Origin of the sequence: Streptomyces sp. NPDC001832 (genome assembly GCF_040297265.1) — a bacterium.
In the GTDB taxonomy this organism is placed as follows: domain Bacteria; phylum Actinomycetota; class Actinomycetes; order Streptomycetales; family Streptomycetaceae; genus Streptomyces.
Genome location: NZ_JBEOYU010000015.1, coordinates 70732 through 84528, shown reverse-complemented (window position 1 = coordinate 84528; position 13797 = coordinate 70732). Strand labels below are relative to the sequence as shown.

General features: G+C 69.2%; 11 protein-coding genes and 1 tRNA gene. 5 read left to right on the top strand and 7 right to left on the bottom strand.

Features of this window, described 5'->3' with window-relative positions:
- Positions 1 to 64: 64 nt before the first annotated feature.
- The 3 genes from ABT115_RS14955 to ABT115_RS14945 are packed head-to-tail and all read right to left on the bottom strand — an operon-like array spanning position 65 to position 1136.
- On the bottom strand, positions 65 to 496 hold the full coding sequence (locus ABT115_RS14955; RefSeq protein WP_351788772.1) for an SHOCT-like domain-containing protein: 432 nt from the start codon (positions 494 to 496) through the stop codon (positions 65 to 67).
- Positions 497 to 516: 20 nt separating this feature from the next.
- Positions 517 to 777, bottom strand: coding sequence for a hypothetical protein (locus ABT115_RS14950; RefSeq protein ID WP_351788769.1), 261 nt, complete (start codon positions 775 to 777; stop codon positions 517 to 519).
- Positions 774 to 1136 (bottom strand): DUF2089 domain-containing protein, encoded by a 363-nt coding sequence (locus tag ABT115_RS14945; RefSeq protein ID WP_351788767.1) that lies wholly within the window; start codon positions 1134 to 1136, stop codon positions 774 to 776. Before ABT115_RS14945 ends, ABT115_RS14950 begins: the two co-directional genes overlap by 4 nt.
- 221 nt (positions 1137 to 1357) lie before the next feature.
- Between ABT115_RS14945 and ABT115_RS14940 the strand changes: the two genes are divergently transcribed.
- The 4 genes from ABT115_RS14940 to ABT115_RS14925 all read left to right on the top strand — a co-directional run bounded on the left by ABT115_RS14940 (position 1358) and on the right by ABT115_RS14925 (position 7602).
- Entirely contained in the window at positions 1358 to 2713 is a 1356-nt protein-coding gene (locus tag ABT115_RS14940) for a deoxyguanosinetriphosphate triphosphohydrolase (RefSeq protein WP_351788764.1), read from the top strand.
- Between the two features lie 233 nt (positions 2714 to 2946).
- Entirely contained in the window at positions 2947 to 4206 is a 1260-nt protein-coding gene (locus ABT115_RS14935; RefSeq protein WP_351788761.1) for an NAD(P)/FAD-dependent oxidoreductase, read from the top strand.
- Between the two features lie 140 nt (positions 4207 to 4346).
- Positions 4347 to 6254, top strand: a complete 1908-nt coding sequence (gene dnaG, locus ABT115_RS14930) for a DNA primase (protein WP_351788758.1) — start codon at positions 4347 to 4349, stop codon at positions 6252 to 6254.
- Positions 6255 to 6498: 244 nt separating this feature from the next.
- Positions 6499 to 7602, top strand: coding sequence for an RNA polymerase sigma factor (locus ABT115_RS14925; RefSeq protein ID WP_502969094.1), 1104 nt, complete (start codon positions 6499 to 6501; stop codon positions 7600 to 7602).
- Between the two features lie 242 nt (positions 7603 to 7844).
- On the opposite strand, the gene ABT115_RS14920 is transcribed toward ABT115_RS14925, so the two are convergent.
- The 4 genes from ABT115_RS14920 to ABT115_RS14905 all read right to left on the bottom strand — a co-directional run bounded on the left by ABT115_RS14920 (position 7845) and on the right by ABT115_RS14905 (position 13529).
- Entirely contained in the window at positions 7845 to 9776 is a 1932-nt protein-coding gene (locus tag ABT115_RS14920) for an ABC transporter ATP-binding protein (RefSeq protein ID WP_351788755.1), read from the bottom strand.
- Positions 9776 to 11509: an ABC transporter ATP-binding protein gene (locus ABT115_RS14915; protein ID WP_351788752.1), complete on the bottom strand. Its 1734-nt coding sequence runs from the start codon at positions 11507 to 11509 to the stop codon at positions 9776 to 9778. The genes ABT115_RS14920 and ABT115_RS14915 overlap by 1 nt, the downstream gene beginning before the upstream one ends.
- Positions 11510 to 11660: 151 nt before the next feature.
- Positions 11661 to 13124, bottom strand: coding sequence for an FGGY family carbohydrate kinase (locus ABT115_RS14910; protein WP_351788749.1), 1464 nt, complete (start codon positions 13122 to 13124; stop codon positions 11661 to 11663).
- A 117-nt stretch (positions 13125 to 13241) separates the two neighbouring features.
- Positions 13242 to 13529, bottom strand: a complete 288-nt coding sequence (locus ABT115_RS14905) for a YtxH domain-containing protein (protein WP_351788981.1) — start codon at positions 13527 to 13529, stop codon at positions 13242 to 13244.
- A 190-nt stretch (positions 13530 to 13719) separates the two neighbouring features.
- Here ABT115_RS14905 and ABT115_RS14900 point away from each other — a divergent pair.
- Positions 13720 to 13792 (top strand) — tRNA-Asn (locus ABT115_RS14900).
- The last annotated feature ends 5 nt before the right edge of the window (positions 13793 to 13797 follow it).

The following is a 13797-nucleotide window of genomic DNA, read 5'->3' as shown; positions in this document are numbered from 1 at the left end:
CCGCGGCCGCCGGACGGTCGGCCGACCCGATGGCTCGGGTGGGTGTCCGGCGCCGTGGCGGGTGTCACTCGCAGAACACCTGCACCTTTCCGTCGGGGTCATCGACGTCGATGGTGACGTCGTCGAGCTGCTCGATGAGCTCCTCGAGGTGCTGCGGCTTGAGCTCGGTGAGGTCGATCGGCACCCCCGACTTGTTCAGCTCCGCGTTGATCTTGGTGAGCGCCTGCGGAGGAATGAGGCTCGTGAGCCGGACCCCGGCGCGGAGCAGCTGGAGCGGGATCTGGATGTTGACCCGGCTTGACCCGCCGTCGCCGGAGCCGTCCGCCGAGTTCACCACCACGCGCAGGTACTTGGGTCGCGTTTTCGGGCGGGGCGCGGCTGCCCGCGGCGACTCGGGCTGTTCACGTTCGATCGCGTCGATCAGCCGCTCGGCCTCGTCCGCGGTGATCTTGCCCTCGGCCAGCATGTGCAGAATCTGGCGGCGCTGCTCGTGCATTGTTGATCTTCCCCTCTGAGTCATCTGACGCTTACCAGTACGGCCGTTCGGCCCTGCTCGATCTCGAACCGGGTGCCGGGCAGCGCCCACAGCAGTTGCCCGGCGCCGCGCAGCGCGCCCACCGGGCTCACCCGGGTAGCGAGGCATGCGACCAGTCCGGCCAGCACGGCGAGCAGTAGCAGCGGTGACAGCACCAGCAGTACCGGCAGGACCGGGACGTACAGCCGCCGACGGCGGCCGTCGGGACGGCGGTAGCGCACCGTCACCAGCTGCGGGATCACCGGGTCCGCTCCAGCTCGGCCAGCGCCTCCTGGGCGCTGATCTCCCCCCGTTGCAGGCGGTCGACGACGTCGGCGCTGGTGGGTGCCGGGTCGGTGTCGACGAAGTCGAGGTGCTCGGCGATCCGCTTGAGCCGGGACTTGATCGTCGGGTAGCTCACCCCGAAGATCCGCTCCATCTCCTTGATCGAACCGTGCGACCGCACGAACGCGGCAACGAACACCTGGTCGTCGACCCCCAACTGTGCCAGCTGTGGCGGCTCGAACTGGCCCTCGACCGCGACGCCGCTGCCGATGATCCGGACCCGCTCGACCACGAACGGCTGCCCCTGTGTCAGCTCCGTCAGTTCCTGCCAGTCCACCTTGGCCCCCTTCTCTTGGCGATGCGCTCGTCATTCATTTTTACATTGAGATTTTCAAGATTTCAAGACATCAAACTTGATTTTTCTAATTTGATCTCGAATGGCTAAGGGCTGTCCGCGGCCCGGCGGGGGCAGTACGCCGAACAGTGCCCCCTCCCCGAGCCGCCCGCCGCGCATCCGCCTGATCCCTCTTGTCGGCCCGGCCGTTTAACGTCGGAACCATGGACGGCATGGACGGCATGGACGGTACGCAGGAAACGCACGGCGCACACGGCACGCGGTGTGCACAGGACCACGGCACGGCCCTCTACGGTGCGGCCGACGCCGAGCGCTGGGACACCGAGCCGGACAAACGGCCCGGTCGTACCGCATTCCAGCGTGACCGCGCCCGGGTGCTGCACTCTGCCGCGCTGCGCCGGCTCGCCGGGAAGACCCAGGTCGTCACCCCCGGCACCCGCGGCCACGCCTGGGACGCCAGCCCACGGACCCGTCTCACCCACTCCCTGGAGTGCGCCCAGGTCGGCCGCGAACTCGGGGCGGCGCTCGGCTGCGACCCCGATCTGGTCGAGACGGCCTGCCTCGCCCATGACCTGGGACACCCGCCGTTCGGACACAACGGGGAGCAGGCGCTCAACGACTTCGCTTCGGACTGCGGTGGGTTCGAGGGCAACGCCCAGTCGCTGCGTCTGCTGACCAGGCTCGAACCGAAGCGGTTCGTGGCCGACATCCGGACCGGCGAGCTGGTCAGCGTCGGACTCAACCTGACCCGCGCCGCTCTGGACGCCGCCACCAAGTACCCGTGGCCGCGCGGCGGGCACCCCTTCGACGCCGACTCGCCGAAATTCGGGGTGTACGAGGACGACCTGCCGGTCTTCGAGTGGGCCCGCCACGGCGCACCGAAGGACCGCAAGTGCTTCGAGGCCCAGGTCATGGACTGGTCCGATGACGTCGCGTACTCGGTGCACGACTTCGAGGACGGGCTGCACGCCGGGCACATCGACCCCGACAGCCTCTGCGCCGAGCCCGAGCGGAACGAGATCTGGGCGGTCGCCATCGGCCGTTACGTTCCGGCGGACACCGAACCCGAGGAGTTGGCCGACGCCCTGGACCGGCTCATCGGCCAGGACTGGTGGCCGCACGGCTACGACGGATCCGCCGTCGCCCAGGCCCGGCTGAAGGACGCGACGAGCCAGCTGATCGGCCGGTTCTGTCTCGCCGCCGAGAACAGCACCCGGTTGGCGTACGGGACGGGCCGCCTCGGCCGGTACGCCGCCGAACTCGTCGTCCCCCGCGAGGCACGCAACGAATGCGCCGTGCTCAAGGCGGTCGCCGACCGGTACGTCATGCAGCGCACCGAGCAGGAGGCGATCCGTGCCGACCAGCGGATCGTCATCGCGGAACTGGCCGGCGCCCTGACCGCACGTGCCCCCGAGGGGCTGGAGCCGCAGTTCCGGGCGCTGTTCTGCGCCGCCCACGACGACAGGGCCCGCAAGCGGGTCCTGGTCGACCAGATCGCCGCCCTGACCGACGCCTCCGCACGCTCCCTGCACGCATCGCTCACCGGACGCCGCCGCTGAATGGGCCCCCGTCCCTGGCCGGTCGTGTCTGCGAGCCGCGCGGTGCGGTGTCGGTCGAGGTGCGGTGTCGACCGAGGTGCGGTGTCGACCGAGGTGCGGTGTCGACCGAGCCGCGCAGACCGGCCTGTGACCACTGGGTGTGACCTGATCGGTGTACACCCTCTTTCGCCATCACGCTGCGTGCGGGACGCTCGCAGTTGGGCCCCGCGCAGCAAGCACCGAGGAGGCATCAAGTGGTCGACGCACATCGGACGTTCGTCATCGTCGGCGGAGGACTGGCAGGAGCGAAGGCAGCCGAGACACTCCGGGCGGAGGGTTTCAGCGGCCGGGTGATCCTTCTCGGCGATGAACGCGACCATCCGTACGAACGGCCTCCGCTCTCCAAGGGCTATCTGACCGGCAAGGAGGAACGGGACAGCGTCTTCGTCCACGAGACCGCCTGGTACGCGGGCGCAGACATCGAGCTCCACCTGGGCCAGCCCGCCACCAGCCTCGACCGGGAGGCCCGCTCCGTAGAGCTCGGCGACGGCACCGTCGTCCACTACGACAAGCTGCTGCTCGCCACCGGGGCCGAGCCGCGCCGCCTCTCCATTCCGGGTACGGACCTGGCCGGCGTCCACCATTTGCGCCGTCTCGCCCACGCCGACCGGCTGCGCAACGTACTGGCCGCCCTCGGCCGCGACAACGGCCACCTGGTGATCGCCGGGGCCGGCTGGATCGGCCTGGAGGTTGCGGCGGCGGCGCGCGGGTACGGCGCCGAGGTCACCGTCGTGGAACCGGAGCCGACGCCACTGCATCAGGTCGTCGGGCCCGAAATCGGTCAGATCTTCACCGATCTGCACAGCGACCACGGTGTCCGCCTCCACTTCGGCGTCCGCCTCACCGAGATCATCGGTCAGGACGGCCTGGTCCTCGCGGTCCGCACCGACGACGGCGAGGAGTACCCCGCCCACGACGTGCTCGCCGCGATCGGTGCCGCCCCCCGCACCGCCCTCGCCGAAGCCGCGGGGCTCGACATCGCCTCGCGCGAGGACGGCGGAGGCATCGCCGTCGATGCCTCCCTGCGCACCTGTGACCCGCACATCTTCGCGGCCGGTGACGTGGCCAACATGGCCCATCCGCTGCTCGGCGTCCGGCTGCGCGTGGAGCACTGGGCGAACGCGCTGAACAGCGGCCCGGCCGCGGCCCGCGCCATGCTCGGCAAGGACGTCAGCTACGACCGGGTGCCGTACTTCTTCTCCGACCAGTACGACCTCGGCCTCGAATACTCGGGCTGGGCGCCGCCGGGCAGCTACGACCAGGTGGTGATCCGCGGCGATGCGGGCAAGCGCGAGTTCATCGCCTTCTGGCTGAAGGACCGCCGGGTGCTGGCCGGGATGAACGTCAACGTGTGGGACGTCACCGAGCCCGTGCAGGCGCTGATCCGGTCCGGCCGGCAGGTCGACCCGGACGCGCTGGCGGACCCGTCGGTACCGCTGGTTTCCCTGAACTGAGCCGAGCCGGCCGTTTTGCCCGGTGGACCCGGGCGGCACGGGTCACAGGTACGGCACTCGCCAGGCGCCCTCGCCCCCTGGTTCCACGGATCACAACGCCGCGCAGCACAGCTGTCGTACCCCACCCGTAGACTTCCCCCGTGGCAGGCAGGATCAATGACGACGATGTGAAGGCGGTACGGGAGGCGGTCCCGATCGACGCCGTCGTTTCCGAGTATCTCCAGTTGCGCAACGCCGGCGGCGGCAACCTCAAGGGCCTCTGCCCGTTCCACGACGAGAAGTCACCCTCCTTCCAGGTCAGCCCGAGCAAGGGACTCTTCCACTGCTTCGGCTGCCAGGAGGGCGGCGACACGATCGCCTTCATGATGAAGATCGACCACCTCTCGTTCTCCGAGACGGTCGAGCGGCTCGCCGCCAAGGCGGGCATCACCCTGCGGTACGAGGAGGGCGGGTACAACCCCTCCCACCAGCGCGGCGAGCGCATCCGGCTGGTCGAGGCGCACAAGGTGGCCGCCCAGTTCTACGTCGAGCAACTGGACAGCCCCGAGGCCGAGATCGCTCGGAAGTTCCTCGCCGAGCGCGGCTTCGACCAGGCGGCGGCCGCCCATTTCGGCGTCGGCTACAGCCCGGCGGGCTGGGACCACCTCACCCGCTATCTGCGCGGCAAGGGCTTCAGCGACAAGGAGCTGATCACCTCCGGCCTCTCCCAGGACGGCAGGCGCGGCCCGATCGACCGCTTCCGCGGCCGGCTGATGTGGCCGATCAGCGACACCTCCGGCGATGTGGTCGGCTTCGGCGCCCGCAAGCTGCGCGACGACGACAACGGACCGAAGTACCTCAACACCCCCGAGACGGCGATCTACAAGAAATCCCAGGTGCTGTACGGCATCGACCTGGCGAAGAAGGACATCGCGAAGGCCAGCCGGGCCGTGGTCGTCGAGGGCTACACCGACGTCATGGCCTGCCATCTCGCCGGGATCACCACCGCCATCGCCACCTGCGGTACGGCCTTCGGCGGCGACCACATCAAGATCCTGCGCCGCCTCCTGATGGACAACGGCAGCGCCCGGGTGATCTTCACCTTCGACGGTGACGCGGCAGGGCAGAAGGCCGCCCTGCGCGCCTTCGAGGACGACCAGAAGTTCGCCGCCGAGACGTACATCGCCATCGCCCCGGACAACATGGACCCGTGCGATCTGCGCCTGGCCAAGGGCGACGAGGCCGTCCGTGACCTGGTCGAACCCCGCACCCCGCTCTTCGAGTTCGCGCTCCGCCAGATCGTCGGCCGGTACGACCTGGAGACCCCGGCGGGCCGCGCCGCCGCGCTCGACGAGGCGGCGCCCGTCGTCGCCCGGATCAAGAACAGCTCCTCGCAGCACGAGGTCGCCGTCCAGCTGGCCGGCATGCTCGGCATCCTGGACACCCAGTTCGTGGTCAAGCGTGTCGGCCAGCTCGCCCGCTGGGCCCGTGAACGGGGCGAGCAGCGGAGCCCCGCGCAGGCCCCGCCCCGCGGTGGCCCCCAGTACCAGCAGGTCCGGGCGCCCGCCGCCCTCTCGGGCCCGGCCCTCAACCTCCGCAGCCCCGCCCACCGCACCGAGCGCGAGCTGCTCAAGCTCGCCCTGCAGAAACCCGCCCTCGTCTCACCGGCTTTCGACGCCTACGGGGCCGACGAGTTCACGGCCCCGCCGTATGCCGCGGTCCGGCAGTGCATCGCGGAGGCGGGCGGCGCCGAGACGGGTGTCCCGGAGACCCGCGAATACCTGGTCCAGGTGCTGGACGCGGCGCCCAACGACTCGGTGCGCAATCTGGTCACCGAGCTGGCGGTGGAGGTCTTCCACGGCAAGACCATCGACGAGACCTACGCGGGCATGCAACTCGTCCAGGTCCGGCTGCGCGCCGTCGACCGCCGGATCGACGACGTACAGGGCAGTCTCGCCCGCCTCGGCAGCAATGTCGCCCCGGACCATCTGGCCGCCGCGCAGAACGAGGTCTGGGTCCTCCAGCAGTACGCCCAGGCCCTGCGCAACAACGGCGCCGACGCGCTCTGACGCGAAGTCCCGGCCCCGTAACCGCTCGGTCACGGACCGGATCCAGAAAGTCCCCGCACGCCCCTCGTGGCAGCGATGTGTCTTCCCCCACACTGGGGGCGGTGCCTGAGAACGACCGGCACATGGGGGCGGCGTCGCCCTCCCCCATGTGCCGGTCGTGCTGAGTCATCGGAGCGCGGCCGGCCCACCGAACGGTGGTCCTTCATCCCCGCCATCCGGCAGCGATCACCTGGAGGTCGCCCCCGTGCAGCCCCGGACCGTGACCGAAACCGAGCATGTTTCGGCAATACCCGCGCAGCACCGGGCCGTGCATCATCCGGAGGCCGCGGTGGAGCCGCAGACACCACCCGATCCACCCGACCCACCCGAGGCACTCATGGAGGAGCTGCCTCTGACGCCCGAACCGCCGGAGCCGCGGGGCCGCCCGGAGACCGTCGGTCCGTCCTCCGATCTCTTCCGCCAGTATCTGCGCGAGATCGGCCGGATTCCGCTGCTCACCGCCGCCGACGAAGTGGAGCTCGCCCGCCGCGTCGAGGCCGGTCTCTTCGCCGAGGAACGGCTCGCGAGCACCCCGGACCCGGACACCCGACTGGCCGTCGATCTCGACCGGTTGGTGGTCATGGGGCGGATGGCGAAGCGCCGTCTCATCGAGGCCAACCTCCGCCTCGTCGTCTCCGTCGCCAAACGCTATGTCGGCCGCGGGCTGACCATGCTCGATCTGGTCCAGGAGGGAAACCTCGGACTGATCAGGGCGGTCGAGAAGTTCGACTACGCCCGGGGCTACAAGTTCTCGACGTACGCGACCTGGTGGATCCGGCAGGCCATGTCCCGTGCCCTCGCCGACCAGGCGCGGACCATACGGGTCCCGGTCCATGTCGTCGAACTGATCAACCGCGTCGTGCGGGTCCAGCGCCGGATGCTCCAGGAGCGTGGCTACGAGCCGACGCCCGATGAGGTCGCCGACCAACTCGACCTCACCCCGGAACGGGTCGCCGAAATCCTGCGGCTCGCCCAGGAACCCGTCTCGCTGCACGCCCCGGTCGGCGAGGAGGAGGACATCGCTCTCGGTGACCTGATCGAGGACGGTGACGCCGCTTCCCCGGTCGAGTCCGCCGCGTTCCTGCTGCTGCGCGAGCACCTGGAAGCGGTGCTCTCCACGCTGGGCGAGCGCGAGCGGAAGGTGGTCCAGCTGCGCTACGGGCTGGCCGACGGGCGGCCTCGCACACTTGAGGAGATAGGCAGGATCTTCGGCGTGACACGCGAACGCATCCGCCAGATCGAGTCCAAGACCCTCAACAAGCTGCGTGACCACGCCTTCGCCGGCCAGCTCCGTGGCTACCTCGACTGATCCCGCAGGGACGCCGGGCCGTACAGGCCCGTACCGCCAGTCGGCGGTACGGGCCCCGTCATGCGCTAGGGCGTGTTTTGAAAGTCCCGCCTGCCCCGCGACGCCTGGCACGCACGCTCGCCGCGTTGTCGGGATCGTCCTCGTACGCCCAGTACGAGGACGACCATCCGCCTTGCGATCGCACGCACCAGACGCCGCGGGGCCCGCCCTTCGGGCGGACGACGGGACTTTCGAAACATGCCCTAGTCGACCTCGGCGACCGCCTGCGCGAACTGCGCCGAATACAGCCGGGCGTACGCGCCCTCGGCATCCAGCAGCTCGTCGTGCGTGCCCTGTTCGACGATCGAGCCGCTCTCCATCACCAGGATGACGTCGGCGTCCCGGATGGTGGAGAGCCGGTGTGCGATCACAAAGCTCGTACGACCGTGCGCAAGGCGCGCCATCGCCTTCTGGATCAGCACTTCGGTACGGGTGTCGACGGAGCTCGTCGCCTCGTCGAGCACCAGGATCACCGGGTCGGACAGGAATGCCCGCGCGATGGTGATCAGCTGCTTCTCGCCCGCGCTGACGCCGGAGCCCTCGTCGTCGATCACCGTGTCGTAGCCGTCCGGCAGGGTGCGGATGAAGCGGTCGGCGTGGGCCGCTTTCGCCGCCTCCTCGATCTCTTCCCGGGTGACCTCGCGCGAAGCGCCGTACGCGATGTTCTCCGCGATCGACCCGCCGAACAGCCAGGTGTCCTGGAGGACCATGCCGATCCCCGACCGCAGGTCGTCGCGCGACATATGTGCCACGTCGACCCCGTCGAGGGTGATCCGGCCGCCCGTCACCTCGTAGAACCGCATCAGCAGATTGACGAGTGTGGTCTTCCCGGCGCCCGTCGGACCCACGATCGCCACGGTGTGGCCCGGCTCGACGTTCAGCGACAGGTCCTCGATGAGCGGCTTCTCCGGGTCGTAACGGAACGACACCTTGTCCAGCGAGACGCTGCCCCGCAGCTCCTCGGGGCGCTCGCCCGTACCCGGCGCGGGGTCGGGGCTCTGCTCCTCGGCGTCCAGCAGCTCGAAGATCCGCTCGGCCGACGCGACACCCGACTGCACCAGGTTCGCCATCGAGGCGACCTGGGTCAGCGGCATCGAGAACTGCCGCGAGTACTGGATGAAGGCCTGCACATCACCGATCGACAGCGAACCCGAAGCGACCCGCAGACCACCGACGACGGCGATCAGCACATAGTTCAGGTTGGAGACGAACATCATCAGCGGCTGCATGATCCCGCTGTTGAACTGCGCCTTGAAGCCCGCCTCGTACAGCGCTTCGTTCTGCTCGGCGAAGTCCTTCGCGGACTCCTCCTGCCGCCCGAAGACCTTCACCAGGGTGTGCCCGGTGTACATCTCCTCGATATGGGCGTTGAGCTTGCCCGTCACCTTCCACTGCTGCACGAACTGCGGCTGGGAGCGCTTGCCGACCTTCGTGGCCACGACCACCGAGAGCGGCACCGTCACCAGGGCGACCAGCGCCAGCAGCGGCGAGACCCAGAACATCATGATCAGTACGCCGATGATGGTGAGCAGGGAGTTGATGAGCTGGCCCATCGTCTGCTGCATCGTCTGCGAGATGTTGTCGATGTCGTTCGTCGCCCGGCTGAGCACCTCGCCGCGCTTGGCCCGGTCGAAGTACGACAGCGGCAGCCGCGACAGCTTCCTCTGGATGTCCTCGCGCAGCCGGAATATGACCCGGTTGACGATCCGGATCGACAGCCGGGTCGTCACCAGCATCAACAGCCCGGCACCGACATAGACCGCCAGCGCCACCAGCAGCACGTCGCCCACCGCACCGAAGTCGATGCCGTTACCGGGGACGAAGTCCACCCCGGAGAGCATGTCGGCGAGGCCGCTGTCGGTACTGCGCAGGCCCTCGACGGCCTGCTCCTTGGTCGTGCCCTCGGGCATCTGCCGGCCGATGACCCCGGCGAACACCAGGTCGGTCGCCTTACCCAGGATCTTCGGCCCGACCACCGACAGGCCGACGCTCAGCACGCAGGCCGCCAGCATCACGTACAGCGAGGACTTCTCCGAGGCGAAGCGCTTCAGCAGCCGCTTCGAGGACCCCTTGAAATCCATGGACCGGTCGGTCGGAGCGCCGCCCGCCATCATGCGTCCGCCAGGACCGGCCATTACGCGGCCTCCGCTTCCGTCAGCTGGGAGAGCACGATCTCCCGGTACGTGTCATTTCCGTCCATCAGCTCGTGATGGGTGCCGGAGCCGACGACCCGGCCCTCGTCCAGCACCAGGATCCGGTCTGCGTCACGGATGGTGGACACCCGCTGCGCCACGATCACCACGGTCGCCTCGGCCGTCTCCCGCGCGAGCGCCGCGCGCAGCGCGGCGTCGGTCGCGTAGTCGAGCGCGGAGAACGAGTCGTCGAAGAGGTAGATCTCCGGCCGCTGCACCAGCGTCCTGGCGATCGCCAGACGCTGCCGCTGCCCGCCGGAGACATTGGTGCCGCCCTGCGCGATCGGCGCGTTCAGGCCGTGCTCCAGTGCCTCGACGAACTCCTTGGCCTGCGCGACCTCCAGCGCATGCCAGAGCTCCTCGTCGGTGGCGTCCGGGTTTCCGTACCGCAGATTCGTGGCGACCGTCCCGGAGAACAGATACGGCTTCTGCGGAACGAGACTCACGGTCTTCGCCAGCAGCGCCGGCTCCAGCGTCCGTACGTCCGTGCCGTCGACCAGCACCTGGCCGTCCGTCACATCGAACAGCCGCGGTACGAGTCCGAGCAGCGTCGACTTCCCGCTGCCCGTCGACCCGATGATCGCGGTGGTCTCGCCGGGACGGGCCACCAGATCCACCGACCGCAGCACCGACTCCTCGGCGCCCGGGTAGCGGAAGTCCGCGCCGCGGACCTCCAGATGACCGTGGGCGCGCAGCTCGCGGACCGGCTTGACGGGCGCAACCACGCTCGACTCGGTCTCCAGGACCTCCTGGATGCGCTCGGCGCAGACCTCGGCACGCGGCACCATCATGAACATGAAGGTGGCCATCATCACCGACATGACGATCTGCATCAGATAGGCGAGGAACGCGGTCAGCGCGCCGATCTCCATGCCGCCACTGTCGATGCGGTGGGCACCGAACCAGACCACGGCGATCGAGGACACATTCACGACCGTCATCACGGTCGGGAACATCAACGCCATCAGCCGGCCCGTGGACAGCGCCACATCGGTCAGCTCGCTGTTGGCGCCGCGGAAACGCTTCTCCTCGTAACGGTCGCGCACGAAGGCGCGGATGATGCGGTTGCCGGTGATCTGCTCGCGCAGCACCCGGTTCACGGTGTCGACCCGCTCCTGCATGGTGCGGAACAGCGGCCGCATCCGCTTGACGATCAGGCTCACCGCGATGCCGAGCACCGGCACCACCGCGAGCAGCACCGCCGACAGCGGGACGTCCTGGCCGAGCGCCATGACGATGCCGCCGACGCACATGATCGGCGCCGACACCATCAGGGTGAACGTCATCAGCACCAGCATCTGGACCTGCTGGACGTCATTGGTCGTACGGGTGATCAGCGAGGGTGCGCCGAACCGCCCGACCTCACGCGCCGAGAACGACTGCACCCGGTCGAAGATCGACGCTCGGATGTCACGGCCGAGGGCGGACGCGGTGCGGGCGCCGTAGTAGACGGCCCCTATGTTGCAGACCACCTGGGCGATGCTGACGGCGATCATGATGCCGCCGAACTTCAGGATGTAGTCCGTGTCTCCCTTGACCACACCGTTGTCGATGATGTCGGCGTTCAGGGTGGGCAGATACAGGCTGGCGCAGGTCTGCAGGAGCTGGAAGAGGACCAGCAGCAGGATGGGTTTCTTGTACGGACCGAGGTAGGTCCGCAGTAGTTTTATGAGCACGCGTGTCTCTCGGAGTCGGCAGAGTTCGGGAGTCGAACCATTTTCCGGTACCCCCGACTGGGACGGCGAACGATTTTATACAAGACCAAGTCAAAAAAAAGACCGGGTACACACGCGGAGGGTCGATCTCCGTCAGGTGTACCCGGTCATGTCACGCAGGGTGGGCGGCCCCGAGCGCGGAGTCGAACGCCCCCGGATGAATCTGGTCGCGCGTGGCCATGTACTGCTGGCGCACCGCCCGGCCGACCGCCAGCTCGTCGCCCGGCTCCAGCACCTGCGCCGCAGCACCCTGCCAGGCCGGGGGAGTGAGCGGATCGGCCGTCCCCTGCGAGACCCCCAGCGCCCAGGCCGCCTGCCGGGCCGCACCCAGCGCCGCGTACTCGGCGGGCTGCGGCACGATCACCTGAGTACCGAACAGCGCGGGCGCGAGCCCCTGCACCGCGGGCAGCTCGGCCGCCGCCCCCAGCAGGAACACCCGCCGCACCTCGACACCGCGGCCGCGCAGTACATCGAGCGCGTCGGCCAGCGAGCACAGCATCCCCTCGAACGCGGCCCGCGCCAGATGCTCCGGCTTCATCGACTCGCGCCGCAGCCCGCACAGCGTCCCCGCCGTGTGCGGCAGATTCGGGGTGCGCTCGCCCTCCAGATACGGCAGGAGCACGAGCCCGGAGGCGCCCGGCGTCGACTTCAGCGCCAGCGCGGACAGCTCCTCCAGCCCCGCCACGCCCAGCATCTCGACGGACCCGCGCAACGCACGTACCGCATTCGACGTGTACACCACCGGCAGATGCATTCCGGTCGCGTCCGCGAGCGAAGTGATCATCCCGCCCGGATCGGACAGCGCCTCGTGGTGCACCGCCATGACCGAACCCGACGCGCCCAGCGACACCACCGCATCGCCGACCCCGAGCCCGAGCCCGAATGCCGCCGCCATCGTCTCGCCGGTCCCCGCGGAGATCAGCAGCCCCTCGGGCGTCGTCCCGGCTACCTCTGAGGGGCCGAGCACCTCGGGCAGCGCGGCATGATGCCCGAGCGCGAGCTCCACCAGGTCGGGCCGGTAGGAGCCACTGCCCGCCGACCAGTAACCGGTGCCGGACGCGGCACCCCGGTCGGTGGTTTGCCGGGCCGGCCGCCCCAGCAGCTGCCACACCAGCCAGTCGTGCGGCTGCAGCACCGAGGCCACGCGCTGGGCCGCCTCCGGCTCGGTCCGCGCCAGCCAGCGCAGCTTCGACACCGGCTGCGCGGCCTGCGGTACAGACCCGACCGCCTCGGCCCAGGACTGCCGCCCACCGAGCCCGTCGATCAGATCGGCAGCGGCCACCTGTGCCCGCTTGTCATTGCCGAGCAGCGCCGGGCGTACGAGGTTGCCCTGGTGGTCCAGCGGCACCAGACCGTGCTGCTGCGCGGACACACCGATGGCCTGCACGCCTTCGAGCAGCCCGCCGGTGGCGGCCTCACCGAGTGAGAGCAGCCACGCCTGCGGGTCGGCCTCGGTGGCCTTGGCCTCGACAGGGTGTGCGGCGTACCCCCGGCGCAGCACGGCGCCCGTGTCCGTATCGCAGACGACGATGTGCGTGAAGGCGGAAGAACTGTCCAATCCGGCGACTATGCCCATGCCCAAGATTCTGCCGCACCGCCGGAGCGTTCCCGTACCGGTGGCGCGGCAGTGTGCGGGCGGCCCCTGCGAGGGTGTGTTTCGAAAGCCCCGGCCGGTCGCTCGCGGCACTAGGTACTAGGTATTGGTGGTGCCCCAGTCGTTCTCGTCGTTCTGGCCGCGGTCCCGCAGCGAGCACACTCGGTCGGTCACCGAGGCAGGCACCTTCTCGCAGACCGCGTGGTATGCCTTGCCAGCCAGAGCACGGCCGTTCTGCGCCGCGGACTCGGCGGTATTGCGCACGGCCGGATTCTGGGCAAACTGACGTGCGGACTGCTTCAGCTGCTCGTAACGCTCGCGCCCGGCCCTCGTGCCGATCACGTATCCGAGGGCCAGTCCGGCGATGAACGTGAGCCGGTACCGCATGGTTGCCACCCTTCCTTGCTCAGTACGACGCTCAGTGTGACGTGTGCTGCGCGCCCCGCGGGCACCCGAGATCACCCCGGGCGATACCGATTGGCAAAGCACCCCCCTGCTTGCGCTAATGTATGTGTCGCAGCGAACGCGCGCCGCCCGGCAGGAGCCAGGTATGCGGGGTTCGGTGCAAACGCAGCAATCCCCTGTAGCTCAATTGGCAGAGCAGCCGGCTGTTAACCGGCAGGTTACTGGTTCGAGTCCAGTCGGGGGAGCGCGA